Here is a 16,703-nt window from a genome sequence, read left to right as displayed (position 1 = left end):
TGCCGCGGTCGCATCTCTGGATTGCTTCGCGGAGCCTATCATCGGGTGCGCATTCGCGCGACCCGTTGGCTTGCAATGACGGTGGAGGAAAGCCATGGCCTTCGGTCAACGTCGAGAGAAATTACGCGCGATCCTGTCGGGATCGTCCTGCGTTCATCCCGGATCGGTCTATGATGCGACCTCGGTCCGCATTGCCCAGGATATCGGTTTCGAGGTCGGCATGTTCGGCGGATCGGTGGCGTCGCTTGCGGTGCTCGGCGATCCCGATATCGCCCTCATCACGCTGACCGAACTGGCCGAACAGATGCGGCGAATGTCGCGCGCGGCGTCGCTGCCGGTGCTGGTCGATGCCGACCACGGCTACGGCAATGCGTTGAATGTGCGCCGCACCGTGCAGGAACTGGAAGCGGCCGGCGCCGCCGGCCTCACCATCGAAGACACCCTGCTGCCGCAGGTCTTCGGCGCGGCGAAGGCGCAACTGATCTCGATCGAGGAGGGCGTCGGCAAGATGAAAGCGGCGCTCGACGGGCGCAGCGAACCTTCGCTGGTGATCGTCGGACGCACCGGCGCCGCATCGATCACCTCGCTCGACGACGCGATCGACCGTGCCAGGGCCTACGAAGCCGCCGGCGTCGATGCGCTGTTCTTCACCGGCATCAAAAGCCGCGCGGAACTGGAGGCCATCGCTGCGGCGACACGGCTGCCGATCGTGCTCGGCGGCGCGCCCGAGGAGATGAACTTGCTCGATGATCTCGCGGGCCAGCGGGTGCGCATCGCGTTACAGAGTCACGCGCCGTTCGCGGCCGCAACGCAGGCCGTTTACGAGACGCTCAAGGCGCTGCGCGAAGGCCATTCATCGAAAAGCCTGAAGGGCCTCGCATCGCCGGAATTGACGGGCCGGCTGACGCGCGAGGCGGATGTGAAGGCGCGCATCACTGAATTCCTCGGCTTGAAGCGATAGGCGCCGGATGAGCGCCGCGATCCGCCGGGTGATGATCTGCGGCCGGGTGCAGGGCGTCGGCTACCGGGCCTGGGTCGAGCGCGAGGCGATGATGAGGCGCGGTCTCGAAGGCTGGGTGCGCAACCGCCGCGACGGCGGCGTGGAGGCGTTGTTTTACGGGCCGGCGGATATCGTGTCGGAGATGGTTGCGCTGTGCCGGCGAGGACCATCCTCGGCGCGCGTCGATGATGTGACCGATGAGCCGGCCGGTCCAGACAGCTTGAATCTGCGGCACGCAGGCGAGGGGTTTTCGGTGCTGCCGACTGTGTAGAGCATGATAGAGCGGGAATCGGTCTTCCCTCGCGGTAGACGCGAAGCACTCGCGCGGTTCGCACTTCGCTTGAAACGTGATCGCATTACCGCGGCAGCTTCGCGATCGCCTGGCTCAATTGGTGGATTTCATAGGGCTTGCGCAGGATAGGGAAATCGCCGCGCGCGTTCACCGCCGCGTCGCTATAGCCGGTCGCCAGCAGGACGGGCAGGTTGGGGCGGAGTTCTCTTAGGCGATGCGCGAGGCCGAGACCGTCCATCTTTCCGGGCATGACGATGTCGGAAAAAACCAGATCGACGGCGCTGCGTTCGATTTCGCGCAACGCCGTCTCCGCGTCGGATACTTTGCGGACGGTGTAGCCGAGCTGTTCAAGCAGGCTCGTGCTGACCGAGGCGACATCCGGATTGTCTTCCACCAGCAGCACCGTTCCGCTTCCCCTGGTATCCGTGGAGCGATGGCGCGGAGCCTGCGGTTTGCTTTTGGCGCGCGGCAGCAGGATCATGATCCTGGTGCCCTTGCCGAGTTCGCTTTCGACCCGGACCGTACCGCCGGCCTGGTGCGTGAAACCGTGAACCTGCGACAGGCCGAGGCCGGTACCCTTGCCGACAGGTTTGGTCGTGAAAAAAGGGTCGAATATCCTGCTCATCACGTCCGGGGGAATGCCGACGCCGGTGTCCTCGACGCTGATGACGACGTAATCGCCGGAATCCGGTTGATCGGCGGGCGCATGGTTGTGCGCGCGGACGGTGATCGTTCCGCCGTTCGGCATGGCGTCGCGGGCGTTGATGACGAGGTTGACCAACGCGGTCTCGAATTCGGAGATGTCGATGGTGACCGGCCAGACGTCGCGATCAATGTCGAACGCCAGCGTGACCGCGCCGCTGACGCCGGTACCCAGAACCTCGCGCACGGATTCGATTCGCTCGGCGAGATCGACGGGCTGCGGATTGACGCTTTGCCGCCGCGCGAATGTCAGGAGCTGGCTAGTCAGGGCCGCGCCGCGCTTTGCCGCCGCCTCGATCGCGGATACCGCGCGCTGAAGTCTGGCATCGTCGGCCATGCCCTTTTTCAAGGTATGGAGGCTGCCGCTGATGATCATCAGCAGGTTGTTGAAGTCGTGGGCCACGCCGCCGGTAAGCTGGCCGAGCGCATCGAGCTTCTGCGCTTCCGAGAGCTGTTTTTGTATTTGCTCGAGCCGGAGCTGGGTTTCGCGCCGCTCGGTGATGTCGCGGGTGATCTTGGCAAAGCCGACCACCCTGCCGTCCTCGCGGATCGCGTCGATGACGACGCTGGCCCAGAAGAAGCTGCCGTCCTTGCGGACCCGCCAGCTCTCCTCTTCGTAGCGGCCCTGTTCCGCCGCGATTCTGAGCGCGCGAGCAGGCTTGCCGCTGGCGCGGTCGCCCTCGGTGTAAAATCGGGAAAAGTGCTGCCCGATGATCTCATCGGCAGCATAGCCCTTGATCCGTTGGCCCCCGATATTCCAGCTGGTCACGATGCCGGTGGAATCCAGCATGTAGAGAGCGTAATCGGCGACGTTTTCGACGAGAAGGCGGAAGCTGCGTTCGCTTTCCTGTAAATCCTTCTGTTGCCTGTCTTTTTGAGCCATCAGGACCCCGCCTCAACGTACCCAAACGCGCGGTGGCCGAATTTGTTCCGGTAGGTATGGAACTTTTGTGCCGTATCATCCTGGATGGGCCGGTCGGACCGTGCGGCGTGACTAGGTCATCGTTTCCGGCAGGCTGGCCCTGGTCGGGCCGAACACCTCGGCGAAGGCCTGCCGGAGCGCGATATCGACATCGGCCAGGGAGGCGGGATGGCCGAGGTCGGCGAGGCTGGTGACGCCGTAGCGCGGGTCCACCACGCCGCAGGGCACAATCGCTTTGAAATGCGAAAGGTCCGGCTCGACATTGAGGGAGATGCCGTGGAACGTGACCCAGCGCCGCAACCGCACACCGATCGCCCCGATCTTGTCCTCGAAGCCCGCCCCCTTGTCGGGGCGCTTCACCCAGACCCCGACGCGATCCTCGCGCCGCTCGCCGCGTACGTTGAACGCCGCCAGCGTGCCGATGATCCAGGCCTCCAGGCTCGCCACATAGGCCCGCACGTCCGGGCGGCGCCGTTTCAGGTCGAGCATGACATAGGCCACCCGCTGGCCAGGTCCGTGGTAGGTGAGCTGGCCGCCACGCCCGGTTGCGAATAACGGGAAACGGTCCTCGAGCAGGTCGTCCGTTTTGCCGCTGGTGCCGGACGTATAGAGCGGGGGATGTTCCAGCAGCCAGACCAGTTCGGGGGCCTCGCCGGCTGCGATGGCCGCGACCCGTGATTCCATCAGCGCGACCGCTTCAGGATAGGGCACCAGCGCGTCGGATATCCGCCATTCGACCGTGCTATCGGCCGAAAACTGGGAAAAATTCGTCAAATCGAGGTTTTCGCGGTCATTAACCATTGGCTAACCATAACGTGGTGATCTGGAACCGTGCAATTCCGCATTCGTCAGTTCGGGTTCCAGTGGCAACGATTGATAAAGTCACCGTCGATCTCATGGTCGTCCTCGGGACAACGACCATGCCCATCCATCAGGTAATGCGTCTGAGCCGCGGTGCCATCATCGAATTGGATGCCACCGAGGCGGACGAGGTCAAGATCCTCGCCAACAACCTGCCGATCGCCAGCGGCGTGGTGCTCGTCGATCGCAACCGTATCGCGGTCGAAGTCAAGCAGATGCTGCCGAAATCACCCGGCGTCCGCTAAGCCCCGCGCTTGCGGGACTTTTGAGGGCAGGGCGATGAAGCCAAACCATCCACCGGCAGGCCTTGTCGACCCATTGCTGATTTGTTACATCGCGCCGTCAATCCGGTCGGCATGATCTCTCGCCGATCCCATAAAGCGCTCGTGGCGGAATTGGTAGACGCGCTGCCTTGAGGTGGCAGTGAGTAAAATCGTGGGGGTTCGAGTCCCTCCGAGCGCACCACCGTTTAATCTTGAAATCGCTAGCTTTTTTGAATGTTATTCAAGGTGGCAACCGCTGCTGCCTCGTTGGCGACGAAATCATCGACTGACACGCTCTGGTCGAACGCGACAACCTTGTCCATGCCGCTAAAGCCGAGCTTCTTACGGTTGGTTTGCGCGATATAGAGCAACGGCATCTTCGGATCGATCCATCCGAACATCGGCATCATCTGGCTCTCGGTGAAGTCGGCATGAGCGGCGACCTCGGCACGCGCTTTAGCGTTCGTTGCTGGAGACGTACCAGGACGCGACCCGACGGATATTTTGGACCAGGCACATCATGGGAATCGAGCCGATGGATCATCCGAGCGATGACGGGGTCTCCGCCGTCGCCGGATACCGCCTCTGCTTTTCCGCGCCGAGTTCCGTGTCGACGCCGCTGGCATGGCGGCAAACCCTCATTGCGCGGCCTGAAGCACCTCCGTGGAGGTGTGTCGGATCAGATAATCAAACGCCGAGAGCGAGGCCTTGGCACCTTCTCCCATGGCCACGATGATCTGCTTGTAGGGTACGGTCGTGGCATCACCGGCGGCGAACACGCCGGATACCGTGGTCAGGCCCCGCATATCGATTTCGATCTCGCCGCGTGGGTTCATTGCAACAGTGCCTTTCAGCCAGTCGGTGTTGGGCACGAGACCGATCTGAACGAACACGCCGTCGAGATCCAGACGATGCGACTGGTCACTGTTGCGCCTGACATAAGATAGGCCCGTGACCTTCTGGCCGTCGCCGTGAATTTCCGATGTCCGGGTCGAGGTGATGACGGTCACGTTGTGCAGCGAATAGAGCTTGCTCTGCAGCACGGCATCGGCGCGCAGGTTGGCATCAAATTCGATCAGGGTGACATGCGCAACGATGCCCGCCAGATCAATCGCAGCTTCCACTCCGGAATTGCCGCCGCCGACTACAGCCACGCGCTTGCCCTTGAATAGGGGGCCGTCGCAATGCGGGCAATAGGCGACTCCCTTGTTGCGGTACTCGTCCTCACCCGGAACGTTCAACTGACGCCAGCTTGCGCCGGGCGACAGGATGACCGTGCGCGACCTCAGCACCGCGCCGTTTGCCAGTTCGACCTGCATCGGATCGCCGGGTCCGGCAGCCGGAATCAGACGCACGGCGGTCTGCGCCCCCATGATATCGACGTCATGGGATTTCACCTGCTGCTCCAGTGACGCGGCGAGCTTCGGTCCTTCGGTGTGCGGGACCGAGATCAGATTCTCGATCGCCATCGTATCCAGCACTTGCCCGCCCAGACGTTCGGCGACGATGCCAGTGCGGATTCCCTTGCGCGCGGCATAGATGGCGGCCGCGGCGCCCGCGGGGCCGCCGCCGACGACGAGGACATCGAATGCGGCCTTCCCGGCGATCTTATGGGCCGTGCGCTCGCCACTGCGGGTGTCGAGCTTCGCCACGATCTCCTCGAGACTCATGCGCCCCTGCGCGAAGGGTTCGCCGTTGAGGAAGACTGAGGGCACGGCCATGATCTGGCGTTTCTCGACCTCGTCCTGGAAGAGCGCCCCGTCGATCGCGACGTGCTTGATCCTCGAGTTCAATACGCTCATCACATTGAGCGCCTGCACGACGTCAGGGCAGTTCTGGCACGACAGGGAGAAATACGTTTCGAAATTGAAGTCGCCGTCGAGCCCCCTGATCGTCTCGACGAGTTCGGGCGCTTCCTTTGGCGGATGACCGCCGGCCTGCAGCAAAGCCAGAATCAGCGAGTTGAATTCGTGCCCCATCGGTAATCCGGCGAAGCGTACGCCGATGTCCGTCCCGATCCGATGGATGGCGAACGACGGTGTGTGGTTGTCGTGCTGATCGGGGGCCAGGGTGATCTTGTCCGAAAGCGACGCGAGTTCCTCAAGCAGGCTTCGCAGTTCGCCCGATTTCGCGCCATCATCGAGAGAGGGAACGAGCTCGATCGGCAGCGTAATCCGTTCGAAGTAGGCCCGGACCTGATTCTTCAACGATGCGTCCAACATGTAGCGACTCCAAGGAAAGTTCTGAAAGCTCCTGACGTCATCCGACCGGATGAGCGACTCAGGAAGGAACGTGACGCACATGGGCACCACGCCTGTTTCGTTTCGGGCTGGCCTGTCGGCCAGCCCGAATTCCTGGACTGGAGGAAAAATCCGCTCCCGTCAGATCTTGCCGACGAGCTCCAGCGACGGCGCGAGAGTCTGTTCACCCTCCTGCCACTTCGCCGGGCAGACCTCGCCCGGGTGCGCCGCGACGTACTGGGCGGCCTTGATCTTCCGAAGGAGCTCCTGTGCATCGCGGCCGATGCCGCCGGCCGTGATTTCGACGATCTGGATCTTGCCGTGGGGGTCGACCACAAACGTGCCGCGGTCGGCAAGACCGACCTCTTCGATCATGACTTCGAAGTTGCGGGAGATCGTGCCGGTCGGATCTCCGACCATCGGGTATTGGATCTTTTGGATCGCCGGCGAGGTGTCGTGCCAGGCCTTGTGGGAAAAATGTGTGTCGGTGGAGACGCTGTAGATCTCAACGCCCAGTTTCTTGAATACCGTGTAGTTGTCGGCGAGGTCTTCGAGTTCCGTCGGGCAGACGAAGGTGAAGTCGGCTGGATAGAAAAAGACTACCGACCACTTGCCCTTGAGCGTTGCTTCGGTGATTTCGATGAACTTGCCGTTCTGGTAAGCCGTTGCCTTGAATGGCTTAATTTCCTTGTCGATCAAAGACATGCATTTTTCCTTTCGCACCTGCGAATGTGACCACCGTGGTCACGCGGCAACTTTTCCGCACATGCGGTTCGCAATTGCACAATCATACCTAAACCGCTTCGCTGATCTGTTAAAGGACAAAATATCCATTGTAGTGATCGATTATTCCGATAATTGTCCCTGCATGCAGATGCCCGCTCCCACATTCCGCCAGCTTCGTTTTCTGGTTGCAGTCACCGACCGCCGCCATTTCGGCCAAGCGGCGCGGGACTGCCTTGTAACGCAATCGACACTGAGCGCCGGCATCCAGGAACTGGAAGATCTGCTCGGCGTCCGCCTGCTGGAGCGCACGCGCAGGTCGGTGGTTCCCACGTCCATCGGGAAAGAGATCGCCGAACGGGCGCGCGACGTTCTCAGGCATGTCGAGGATCTGACCCATGCCGCCAGGGCGGCCCAGGCTCCCATGTCCGGACCATTGATGCTTGGGGTGATTCCGACGATCGGCCCCTTTTTAGTCCCGCGTGTCATGCCTCGCTTGCGCGAGGCCTTTCCAAGACTGAAGCTCTATCTCAAAGAGGAGCAGACAGCGCGACTTTTGGCGCAGCTCGACACGGGCGAAATCGACGCGGTAATCCTCGCGCTGCCTTACCCTGTCGATGGCGTGGAGATCGCGGAAATCGGACAGGATCGTTTTTGGGTGGTGTGCCCGTCCGGCCATCGGCTGGTACCGGCGGGCGTCGTCGGCTTGGGCGACATCGCCGCGGAGGATCTGCTTCTGCTGGAGGAAGGACATTGCATGCGTGACCACGCGCTGGCAGCCTGCTCGCTGGAGGGCGCGCGTAGGAACGTCGCCTTCCAGGGCACCAGCCTTTATACCCTTGTGCAGATGGTTGCGAACGGACTTGGCGTCACCCTTCTGCCCCAGATGGCGCTCGATGCCGGCATCCTGAATGGCCTCTCGCTTTCGGCTCTGCCGTTCGAAGGAGATATGCCGTTTCGGCAGATCTGCTTGGTCTGGCGCCGTACGGCAGGACGCAACGAAACATTCCGGAGTCTGGCCGAGATCCTGGAAGACTGCCTGTCCCCGGCCGCGGTTCGTGGCCTCCACGGACAGCAATCGTAGGCGACCGATCTTTCTCAATCTCGCGAATGGCGTCACGAGCAGGGAAGATCCGCCGCGGCATCTGAAAGCGCCTCGCGCGTCATGTCTCGAAGATCGAGGACCGGTTGATCGCGCGTCTTGATCCAACGCTTGCTATTGAACTTCGCCGCCCATGTCTTCTTCATCGGCGGTACTACGCAGGTGATCGATCCCAAGGCGGTGTGCCGCCAAAGCTTGCGATGAGATGATCGACGAAGCTGCGTAGTTTCAGCGAGACATGCCGCTTTGTCGGGTAAACGGCCTGTATGGTGAGTTCGGATGTTTTGTAGTGAGGTAAAAGAGCGACCAGCTCGCCGGCTGCAATGGATTCGCCGAAGACAAAACTGGGACCATAAGCCACACCGGCGCCGGCGAGTGCGGCAGTAAGCAGCATCTGAGTATTGTTCGCGGCCATGAGGACCGGCCCGTCGATCACGTGAGCTTGGCCGTCCGCATCTGTTAGCGTCCAATCTCCCGATGAAACGGCCTCGCTGAAGGCCAGTCGAGGAGCCTGACGAAGATCCTCCACATTGCTCAAAGCACCATGCCGTTCCAGAAATTTTGGAGACGCGCAGATCAACATGCGGCAAGGCGCAAGGCGTCGGGCCACGAGGTCGGAGTCGAGCAAGCGCCCGATCCGAATCGCGACGTCGATCCCCTCGGTCAGAAGATCGACGTATCGATCGTTGAGCATGATCTCCAACGCCACGCCAGGGTGACGATCCAGATAGCCGGCCACCACGTCACCGAGATGCATGGCGCCGAAAGTCACCGGCGCGGCGACACGCAAAACTCCGCGAATGGAATGTTGCGCGTCGCCTGCTTCCCTGTTGGCGTCCTCGTATTCCTCCAGGATGCGCTTGCAGCGGGTATAATATGCCTGGCCTACATCAGTCAGACTTAGCTTGCGCGTGGTGCGTTGCATGAGGCGGACGTTTAGTTCTTCCTCGATCGCAGAGACGTGCTTTCCGGCCATCGAAACCGACAAGCCAAAGCGCCGCGCCGCGCCGCTAAGACTTCCTTCCTCCACCGCCGCGACGAATACCGCCATGCTTGTCAACCGATCCATAGCCACCTAACTCGATAATCTGTTTATCGACTAATGATACTGAGATGGAGATTATAGATCCATAATAGATAATCTACCTACGCTCCAAGCCTGATCGGACACGACTTGGTTAGGAGCGAAGGAACATGAAAATCGCATCGAACGGAATTCGGATCCATGTCGAGGAGCGGGGGAGCGGAGACCTTCCGCTCGTCTTTCTGCACTATTGGGGCGGCTCATCGCGTACCTGGAGCCATGTCGCGGAAATCCTGTCGAAGTTTCATCGAACCTTCGCGACCGACCATCGCGGCTGGGGCGAGTCCGACGCGCCTCCAAGCGGCTATGGCCTAACCGATCTCGCCGCCGACGCACAAGGCGTCATCGACGCGTTGAACCTACAGCACTACGTGCTGGTCGGTCATTCGATGGGCGGCAAGGTCGCCCAGCTGATGGCCTCGCGCCAGCCGTCGGGCCTCGACGGCCTCGTTCTGGTCGCGCCTTCGCCGCCTCAGCCTATGAGCATGTCTGCGGAAGCGCGGGAGATGATGGCGAAAGCCTACGCTACTCGTGAAGCAGTTGAGATTACGATCGACAAGGTGCTGACGGCGAAGCCGCTTAGCGCCGCCGACAGAAAACAGGTCATCGAAGACAGCCTGCGGGGCTCGCCGCAAGCGAAGGCGGCATGGCCGAGAGCGACGAGTTTGGAAGACATCGCGAACGAGGTCACGGCCATCACGGCCCCCACGCTCGTCATTGCCGGCGAAGAGGACCGTGTCGATAGCGTCGACTTGCTGAAGGCGGAACTGCTCTCGCGTGTTCCACACGCTGTTTTGCGCGTGTTGCCGGCGACCGGGCACCTTTCGATGCTCGAGTCCCCTGAAGAGCTTGCTCAGATCATCGCTGATTTCACGGCCGTCTTGCGAATGCCGACAAACTCCATCGCGGCGGCATAATCGCGACTGAATTGCCCATCAACTTAAAGGAGAACTTCCATGTCTGAACTTCTTGCCGAATCCGAGTGCAAGGCCACTATCAACGCCCCGATTGAGACTCTGGACCTTACCACGTGGGTTTTCACGCTCGCCGACGAAGAATATCAACGATGCTCGAAGGCGCACATCGCGGCAGGTGCGAGCACGGATCCATCGGGTAAACGTGTCTCGATCAACGTGGAAAAGGTTGGGAATCTGATCATCTCCCACTACAATGAAGACGTGTCGGAAAGAGATCATTGCCGGGTCGTCTCGATCAGCGATGTCTTGACTCCGCAGGGCGGACGCACGACGTCCCGCATTACTTGGGAGTTGAAGGCGATCGCTTCAGAAGATGGACGTTGCGTGTTTCTCAACCGAGTAGCAGTGCATGCGACGCCTGAATTCTACAAATTCCTTGCGGAAAACAAGGTTGGTATCGAACAGGCAAAAGCCGCGATGGTGAAAGACCTCGAAGCCCACAACGCCGAAGAAACGCCTCTGTTCGCCAAAAGCATCGAACGAATGGTGCGTCACGGATAAGCACAACGGCTGCTGACAAAGATAGAAATCCATAAAAGGCACCTTTAGGACTGATAAGTGCCTTAGATTACGGGCGCTTGGATAGGCCATTGAAGTCGCAGCAAATGTGACCGCCCTCCGAGCGCACCATTTGACGTATAAGAATTTGAAATTACCGTAGTTTTTATGGTCTTATCTCGGTAGGTAAGACCTCATACATTCGTGAAACGTTCGTGCTTTGAGCCTCGTCATCGATTGGGCGGCGGCGTCACCCGGCGGATGACATCAGCCTGGGTGAAGCTGTCTGCTCGGTGGCTCATTCGAGCACAAGCTCGCGCGGAGATAGTTCGCCGGAGTATGACTGGTACTCAGGACACCAACAGCCCCCCACCCAGTGGACACGATAGGCGTACCAGGCTTGTTAGGTCCAATGGCCCGGCCGATCAGAAGTGCGCGATGAAGCAAATCGCGGGCGCCACGATTATCCTCGCCGTGAAATCGAAGTTCGCCCACATCAACTTTTGCGACGATGTCCGCGTAGGCTTCGGCAGCTAAGCGCGACCGCCGAGGGGAGGGTGCATCGTCATCGCTCTGAAAATGCTCGTCCCAGCGTTGTCGTATCAACGGCCTGCCTTGTCACTGCGCTGAATCTGAACCGAAATCGCCTCTGTTCGGGCCAGCAACGCCCGCACGATGGTCATTTCGGCCTGGTCCATGGCCAGGAGCGCGATCTCGACCGCAACGGCCGCGCAGCGTTCACAACGATCGGCGCGCGCGTGCAACTGATCGCTTTGCCGCTTCTGTTTCCATTCGGCGAGCGTTTCGGCCGATTCGTTGCTCTCCTCGTCCATCCAGCGTTCTAACTCGCTGTGTGCGGCGATGGTTCGCGCGCGGTTTTGCTCTGCGGCATCCTCTATTTGGCTCAATCGCTCGCGCAGTTGCGCCTCGTCGTTGCTTTCGCTCTCATAGATCAGAAAATTGAAGCGATCGAAGCTTGCTGCAATCCCGGAAACGTTCAGCCAGAGATCCTCGCGAAGTTTTTCGATATTGCCGTTCATGGCCTATCCGCCTTCGGTGTGCGTCTTCCGCACGGCAGTCTCGATCATTGCGGCAGTCCCGCCGAATAAATCGCGCCAAATCGTTGCAAAGGCCGTCGCATTTCGGTCCAAGCACGCGGCAATTGCGCAGCCGTAGAGGTTCGAGCTTGCGGCCAGGCTGGCTGCTCGGTTGCTGCCAGCAATGAGACGATCTGCTCTCTCTTAGAGAGCCCATTGCGGCCGGAAGCATGGTTCAGCAGCATTTGGGGCGATTTGGCGATCTTTGGCTGGCTTAACTCGAAGCGATGCATTCCGGATTGTAGCAAGGCAATGGCAAGCGGCGAATTGGGGACATATGAGCGGCATTGAGGTGTTCGTCGGCCTGCTCCAATCCGAGAGTTTGCCGCTCTGGGCCGGACGCCCGCCCGGTCCCAGTTGACGGGTATTGAAGCTTCTTGTGTTTCGTTGGAACCGAAGAGCAACCGGATGATCAGTAATACCTTCCAGAAGATCGCGTTCGATTCAGTCGCAGAAGCGCTCCCGTTTGCTGTCGACCCCACAAAAATCACCGTCGAACCCGGTCTGTCCTATACGATCAGTCCGATCAAGGCGCATGATTTTGCAGCCGGCGTCATGGCTGTTTTTGGCTCCGTAGTCGAGTACATCGGCATCCTGCGCGGTCTGCCGGCGCAAACGATGAAACTGAACCGTCGTCGGTGTGGGCTGCTTCTCAACTCAGGCCAGCTGCAATTCCTAAACGGCTATGGATGCCTGATGGACACTTGGCCCGTGGGGCCGGACAACGGAACCTATCGCGCCAAAGACGGCCGGTATGTCACGGTTATCGGACTCCATCCGCATTTGCGCGACGCCTTGCTAGAATATTTTCAATGTCCGAACTCGGCACGCGCGTTGCAATCTGCCGTCGAGAAAAAGCCGGCGCAGCAAATCGAAGACGAGATGGCGGCGCTCCGGCTTCCGGCAGGAGTCGTGCGCAGCCCGGACGAGTGGCTGGCGCATCCGCAAGGTACGGCGACGGCGAAGCATCCCATGATCGATATCGAGCAACGTGGAAACGCGGGCAATCGACGCCTCGGCAAGGCGAAGCGCCGGCCGCTCGAGGGCGTTCGTGTGGTCGAACTCGCGCATCTCGTCGCCGGTCCCACGGTTGGACGCCTGCTGGCCGAGCAGGGTGCGGACGTGATCAAGGTACAACCCCCGATCGGCGACTGGGTGCTTCCGCTGTGGCTTGATGTCAACTGGGGCAAGAAGAGCATTCTGCTGGATATCAAGAGCCGTCGAGGTAAATCACGCCTGATCGAGCTGCTCAGTGGTGCCGACGTGTTGGTCAACAGCAATTCGCCGGGCGCTCTGGAACGCATTGGTCTGGACGAAGCGGCGCTACGCCAGATCAACCCCGGCTTGATCTATGCCAATGCGTCGTATGCCTCCGCCTCGACACCCTGGCACGAGCGAAAAGGGTTTGAACAGATTGCTCAGGCCGTTTCCGGCTTGATGCACGCCAATTCTGAGGACATGCCCGCGCCGACGCTGATTTCCGTGCTGATTAACGACTATATGACCGGATATCTCGCCGCCACCGGCGCGATTGCTGCACTCGCCGAGCGAGAAGAGAAGGGCGGCTACTGGAATGTGGGCGCTTCACTGACGCGCTGCGCCATGATGGCCACTACCCTTGTCGAGCCGCGCGACGGCGAACCCTACGCGCCGGTGTCGGTACAGGATATGATCGATCACGGCGTGGATCAGGTGACGCCGCTGGGGACGTTCACCCGGCTCGCAGCGGCTGTCGAATTCAGCCACACGCCTTCGATGGCGACGCTGCCCACGGGCATTCCCGGGAGCCATCCGGATACAACGACTTGGTCGGAAGCCACTGACGGCGATGCGCCGGGTGACCTACCGCATCACCCGTCTCGTATCGCCCGGCTCGGAGCCATCAGAAATCTGGTGCCAGGACACGGCATCGAGGATCGCGGCGACGGTGGAGGTGGGCTTAGCCTAGCCTCCAAACGGTTGTTCGAAATTGTTGCGGCGAGCCGGGCCTGAAGGGGGCTGTGACTGCCATGAGAAACACGGGCGTTCAGTTTTCTCAGCACAGCCCGATCCGCTTTATGCCCTCATTCTCTTGCCCATCGTGCGAGGAGCCCCCTCGCTCGCTGTAGGTCGGTGGTGTCGAATCCTTCAGTGAATTTCGCGTAGACGCAAGCAAGCAAGTCCCGGGCATCACCCAAACGGCCTTGGGCATGATACAAGCCGCCGAGGCTCATGGCTCCTCGCAGTTCCCAGAACAGAGCGCCTTGCTGCTTTGACAGATCGAGCGAGCGATGAAAGCAATCTTCGATCGTGGCTGTTTCGGCACATCTCGAAGCAAGTAGGATTTCTCCCTTGATCCGCAATGCCTCGGGTTTCCACCACAAGACGTCATTGCGCTCGGTTCGTAAAATGGCATCTTCAGCGATCGCAAGGCCTTCCTCAAAACGGCCTTGGGCGGCCAGGATCCCCGCAAGGCCCCCCAAGAATGGCGTGTAATGGACTTCGAACTGGGCTTCTTTCAATCCGGCTAAGCCACCACGAAGCTGTCGCTCGGCCGATACAAGGTCGCCGAGTTTCGCCGATAGCCAGCCCTCATACGCCAGGGTGCAGGCTCGATAGCTTGGCAGGTCGTGCTTTTCGGACCAGTCCTTGAGCAAGGCGATCGAATGCTTGGAACTCACCAGGTCTCCGGCCCTTAGCGAAATCGCACAGCCGCCCCAGGCCAGCGCAAAACATAGTGTCATGGCGTGGCCGCCAGCCTCCGCGTCGTCAACGATTACTCGGGTAGCCTGGACGGCTTGATCCTCCAGACCTGCAGCCAGAGGATATTGGCGAAGACAACGCGAGCCTGGATTCCACGGTCCATTCCGGAACGCAGGACCGGAGTCGGCCGTTGCACCGACTTCATCCGCGTAAAGGCCTGTTTCGCATAATTCATGGAGCGGGCATACTCACCGAGATAGACCAGTGCGCCGCTGAGCAGGAATTCCGCCGTCGAGACCTGGACTGGGTCCGCCATGGAGTTCGCAACCGGCTCGGCGCGTTGAGCCAAGGACAACGCTCCCCGGAAGTCTTCGAGGCGAAGACAAAGATTGGTCAGCCCGGCGAGCGCGCGCAAGAGATAACCGACATCTCCAAGGCTTTCGGCGAGCTCGCTTGCCCGCATGAGCGCCGCGCGCGCGGGAGCGCTGACGCCGAGCGTATACATGAGGGCGAGGCCGAATTCCATTTGCAGGACCATTTCCAAGCGGCTTCCACGATCTGCCTCCTCCAGAAGGTCGAGTGCCTTCCCGGTCCACGAATGACATTCAGCAAGCAACGACATTTCAAGCAGGAGTGGTGCTGACGCGGCGGCCAGAGCCACCGCAATCGACGGGTCACCTTCGCGCGTGAACGCCCAGCCGAGTGCAGCACGTACATTATCGATCTCCGGCTTTCCGGCAGCCATGGCCGAGCGAATGTCGACGCCCCGCGCGGATTCAAGAAGATCCCGATAGCAGGCGGCGTGCCGCCGACGAAGAGCGTCGATCCTGTCACTCTCCAGCTCCAGGAGTTTTCCGAAGGCGTAAGCCCGAGTGGCTACGAGCAGGTGAAAGCGAATCCCGCCTTCGCCGATTCCCGCCGTGACCAATGACTTTGTCACCAGGCTGGCGACAGTATCAGCGATATCGGGTGATGATCCGCCCGTGTCCGCGACAACCGCTCGCGCGGCTTCCAGCGTGAAGCTGCCGACGAAGATCGCGAGCCGCCGGAACACTTTCTGTTCATCGGGATCGAGCAGGCGATAACTCCAGTCGAGCGCTGCGGAGATCGTATGATGCCGCGGCATCGCTCCGCGATGGCCACCGCCCAACGCCGGCAAGCGATCGTCGAGCCGCGCCGCGAGACCGTTGACGCCGAAAATATCGACGCGCGGGGCCGCGAATTCGATAGCCAGCGGAATGCCATCGAGCGTGCGACAGATGTAAGCCGCGCTCGAAGCGTCCGAGTCAGCAAGCTGAAAGTCGTTCATCGCCGCAGCCGCACGTTCAACAAACAGTTGAACCGCGGAAAAGCCGAGGGCTTCGTCCGCGCTCAGTTCCCGCGATTCGGGGGGACTTTGGAGCGGCGATAGACGGCAGACCTGCTCACCGTCAATCCGCAGCGGCTCTCGGCTGGTTGCAAGGATACGAACGCCGCCCGCGCCCCTCAGGATAGCCGCCGCAACGGCGGAGGCCTCTTCGATCAGGTGCTCGCAATTGTCGAATATGAGCAGCATCTGCTTATCGCTCAGGGCACCGACCATGCTCGGCAGCGGATTGTCCGACCTTATCTCCAGCTTCAGCGAGGATGCCAGAACCGTCTGCACGAATAGAGGATTGTCCAATGGCGCGAGATCGACCAGCCAAATGCCATGTTCGAACGTGCCGATCAGACGTTCGCCCACCTCAAGTGCGACAGCGGTTTTGCCGATGCCCGCAGGTCCAGCGAGCGTTAGCAGCCGAGCCGTCGATAGACGATCCACAAGGTCGTCCACGATATCCGCCCGTCCAATCAGCCGGGTAAGTTGGATCGGCAGATTGTGCCGGCGTGCCGGCGCATCTCGGCTGAGAGTGGCCGTTTCCGGTTCTTCGGCGAATGTGACAGACGCGATAAAGCGATATCCGCGGCCCGGAACATTGACGATATAGCGGTTGCCGTGCTGTCCGTCGCCGAGTGCGCGCCGCAGAGCCGCGACGTGAACGGTGAGATTGGCCTCTACAACGACCGTGTCGGGCCAAACAACGCGGATGAGTTCCCGCTTGTTCACCAGTTCGCCCGCGCGCTCTACCAGAGCGATCAGAATGTCGAGGGCACGGCTGCCCAAACGAACAGGTTTGTCCCCCTCCAACAATACACGTTCTACCGGCAGCAAGCGGAATGGGCCGAATAAGAAGTCGCGATCTCCCGGAAGGAAAGTCCGCTCAGCCACGTATCATCTCGA

At 60.7% G+C, this 16,703-nt stretch carries 16 protein-coding genes and 1 tRNA gene; 8 read left to right on the top strand and 9 right to left on the bottom strand.

Translation table 11 applies throughout. The annotated features are described in order from the left end of the window. The first annotated feature begins 94 nt into the window (after positions 1 to 94). A complete protein-coding gene (locus HB630_RS13515) occupies positions 95 to 961 on the top strand; it encodes an isocitrate lyase/PEP mutase family protein (protein ID WP_213772739.1) in 867 nt (288 codons plus the stop codon). A 7-nt stretch (positions 962 to 968) separates the two neighbouring features. Beyond that, positions 969 to 1,271, top strand: coding sequence for an acylphosphatase (locus tag HB630_RS13510; protein ID WP_213772738.1), 303 nt, complete (start codon positions 969 to 971; stop codon positions 1,269 to 1,271). Positions 1,272 to 1,356: 85 nt separating this feature from the next. Here the strand turns inward: HB630_RS13510 and HB630_RS13505 are convergent, their stop codons facing one another. Both HB630_RS13505 and lipB read right to left on the bottom strand, forming a co-directional pair. After that, the gene (locus HB630_RS13505; protein WP_213772737.1) at positions 1,357 to 2,877 is read right to left on the bottom strand and encodes a PAS domain-containing sensor histidine kinase; all 1,521 of its coding nucleotides are present in this window, start codon (positions 2,875 to 2,877) and stop codon (positions 1,357 to 1,359) included. Between the two features lie 111 nt (positions 2,878 to 2,988). After that, on the bottom strand, positions 2,989 to 3,717 hold the full coding sequence (gene lipB / locus HB630_RS13500) for a lipoyl(octanoyl) transferase LipB (protein WP_213772736.1): 729 nt from the start codon (positions 3,715 to 3,717) through the stop codon (positions 2,989 to 2,991). 62 nt (positions 3,718 to 3,779) lie between these two features. Between lipB and HB630_RS13495 the strand changes: the two genes are divergently transcribed. Both HB630_RS13495 and HB630_RS13490 read left to right on the top strand, forming a co-directional pair. Further along, the gene (locus HB630_RS13495; RefSeq protein ID WP_213772925.1) at positions 3,780 to 4,022 is read left to right on the top strand and encodes a FliM/FliN family flagellar motor switch protein; all 243 of its coding nucleotides are present in this window, start codon (positions 3,780 to 3,782) and stop codon (positions 4,020 to 4,022) included. 135 nt (positions 4,023 to 4,157) lie between these two features. Next, positions 4,158 to 4,242 (top strand) — tRNA-Leu (locus tag HB630_RS13490). 19 nt (positions 4,243 to 4,261) lie between these two features. Here the strand turns inward: HB630_RS13490 and HB630_RS13485 are convergent. The 3 genes from HB630_RS13485 to ahpC all read right to left on the bottom strand — a co-directional run bounded on the left by HB630_RS13485 (position 4,262) and on the right by ahpC (position 6,985). After that, positions 4,262 to 4,450: a hypothetical protein gene (locus tag HB630_RS13485; RefSeq protein WP_213772735.1), complete on the bottom strand. Its 189-nt coding sequence runs from the start codon at positions 4,448 to 4,450 to the stop codon at positions 4,262 to 4,264. Between the two features lie 228 nt (positions 4,451 to 4,678). After that, positions 4,679 to 6,343, bottom strand: coding sequence for an alkyl hydroperoxide reductase subunit F (ahpF, locus tag HB630_RS13480; RefSeq protein ID WP_346656089.1), 1,665 nt, complete (start codon positions 6,341 to 6,343; stop codon positions 4,679 to 4,681). A 78-nt stretch (positions 6,344 to 6,421) separates the two neighbouring features. Further along, positions 6,422 to 6,985, bottom strand: a complete 564-nt coding sequence (gene ahpC / locus HB630_RS13475) for an alkyl hydroperoxide reductase subunit C (protein ID WP_213772734.1) — start codon at positions 6,983 to 6,985, stop codon at positions 6,422 to 6,424. On the opposite strand from ahpC, the gene HB630_RS13470 reads away from it, so the two are divergent. After that, a complete protein-coding gene (locus HB630_RS13470) occupies positions 6,969 to 8,087 on the top strand; it encodes a hydrogen peroxide-inducible genes activator (RefSeq protein WP_249780838.1) in 1,119 nt (372 codons plus the stop codon). The genes ahpC and HB630_RS13470 overlap by 17 nt on opposite strands. A 172-nt stretch (positions 8,088 to 8,259) precedes the next feature. Here HB630_RS13470 and HB630_RS13465 read toward each other — a convergent pair whose 3' ends face one another. Further along, positions 8,260 to 9,156 (bottom strand): LysR family transcriptional regulator, encoded by an 897-nt coding sequence (locus tag HB630_RS13465; protein ID WP_249780837.1) that lies wholly within the window; start codon positions 9,154 to 9,156, stop codon positions 8,260 to 8,262. Positions 9,157 to 9,299: 143 nt separating this feature from the next. On the opposite strand from HB630_RS13465, the gene HB630_RS13460 reads away from it, so the two are divergent. Both HB630_RS13460 and HB630_RS13455 read left to right on the top strand, forming a co-directional pair. Beyond that, complete coding sequence (locus tag HB630_RS13460; RefSeq protein ID WP_213772732.1) at positions 9,300 to 10,106, top strand: alpha/beta hydrolase; 807 nt, start codon at positions 9,300 to 9,302, stop codon at positions 10,104 to 10,106. A gap of 39 nt (positions 10,107 to 10,145) precedes the next feature. Beyond that, on the top strand, positions 10,146 to 10,667 hold the full coding sequence (locus HB630_RS13455) for a hypothetical protein (RefSeq protein WP_213772731.1): 522 nt from the start codon (positions 10,146 to 10,148) through the stop codon (positions 10,665 to 10,667). A 599-nt stretch (positions 10,668 to 11,266) separates the two neighbouring features. Here HB630_RS13455 and HB630_RS13450 read toward each other — a convergent pair. Beyond that, entirely contained in the window at positions 11,267 to 11,704 is a 438-nt protein-coding gene (locus tag HB630_RS13450; protein ID WP_213772730.1) for a hypothetical protein, read from the bottom strand. 465 nt (positions 11,705 to 12,169) lie between these two features. Between HB630_RS13450 and HB630_RS13445 the strand changes: the two genes are divergently transcribed. Next, on the top strand, positions 12,170 to 13,753 hold the full coding sequence (locus HB630_RS13445) for a CoA transferase (RefSeq protein WP_213772729.1): 1,584 nt from the start codon (positions 12,170 to 12,172) through the stop codon (positions 13,751 to 13,753). Positions 13,754 to 13,824: 71 nt separating this feature from the next. Here HB630_RS13445 and HB630_RS13440 read toward each other — a convergent pair whose 3' ends face one another. Then, positions 13,825 to 14,421, bottom strand: coding sequence for a hypothetical protein (locus HB630_RS13440; protein ID WP_213772728.1), 597 nt, complete (start codon positions 14,419 to 14,421; stop codon positions 13,825 to 13,827). A 95-nt stretch (positions 14,422 to 14,516) separates the two neighbouring features. Beyond that, entirely contained in the window at positions 14,517 to 16,691 is a 2,175-nt protein-coding gene (locus HB630_RS13435) for a winged helix-turn-helix domain-containing protein (protein ID WP_213772727.1), read from the bottom strand. Positions 16,692 to 16,703 lie beyond the last annotated feature (12 nt).

Source organism: Bradyrhizobium sp. dw_78 (genome assembly GCF_018449525.1).
Taxonomy (GTDB): domain Bacteria; phylum Pseudomonadota; class Alphaproteobacteria; order Rhizobiales; family Xanthobacteraceae; genus Bradyrhizobium.
This window is presented reverse-complemented; position numbering and strand designations above follow the sequence as displayed.

Bases quoted from the DNA above. Each gene is read 5' to 3' on its own strand.
- HB630_RS13515 (WP_213772739.1), top strand. From the start codon at position 95: ATGGCCTTCGGTCAACGTCGAGAGAAATTACGCGCGATCCTGTCGGGA.
- ahpF (WP_346656089.1), bottom strand. From the start codon at position 6,343: ATGTGCGTCACGTTCCTTCCTGAGTCGCTCATCCGGTCGGATGACGTC.
- HB630_RS13445 (WP_213772729.1), top strand. From the start codon at position 12,170: ATGATCAGTAATACCTTCCAGAAGATCGCGTTCGATTCAGTCGCAGAA.
- HB630_RS13450 (WP_213772730.1), bottom strand. From the start codon at position 11,704: ATGAACGGCAATATCGAAAAACTTCGCGAGGATCTCTGGCTGAACGTT.
- HB630_RS13485 (WP_213772735.1), bottom strand. From the start codon at position 4,450: ATGATGCCGATGTTCGGATGGATCGATCCGAAGATGCCGTTGCTCTAT.
- HB630_RS13455 (WP_213772731.1), top strand. From the start codon at position 10,146: ATGTCTGAACTTCTTGCCGAATCCGAGTGCAAGGCCACTATCAACGCC.
- lipB (WP_213772736.1), bottom strand. From the start codon at position 3,717: ATGGTTAATGACCGCGAAAACCTCGATTTGACGAATTTTTCCCAGTTT.
- HB630_RS13460 (WP_213772732.1), top strand. From the start codon at position 9,300: ATGAAAATCGCATCGAACGGAATTCGGATCCATGTCGAGGAGCGGGGG.
- ahpC (WP_213772734.1), bottom strand. From the start codon at position 6,985: ATGTCTTTGATCGACAAGGAAATTAAGCCATTCAAGGCAACGGCTTAC.
- HB630_RS13505 (WP_213772737.1), bottom strand. From the start codon at position 2,877: ATGGCTCAAAAAGACAGGCAACAGAAGGATTTACAGGAAAGCGAACGC.
- HB630_RS13510 (WP_213772738.1), top strand. From the start codon at position 969: ATGAGCGCCGCGATCCGCCGGGTGATGATCTGCGGCCGGGTGCAGGGC.
- HB630_RS13465 (WP_249780837.1), bottom strand. From the start codon at position 9,156: ATGGCGGTATTCGTCGCGGCGGTGGAGGAAGGAAGTCTTAGCGGCGCG.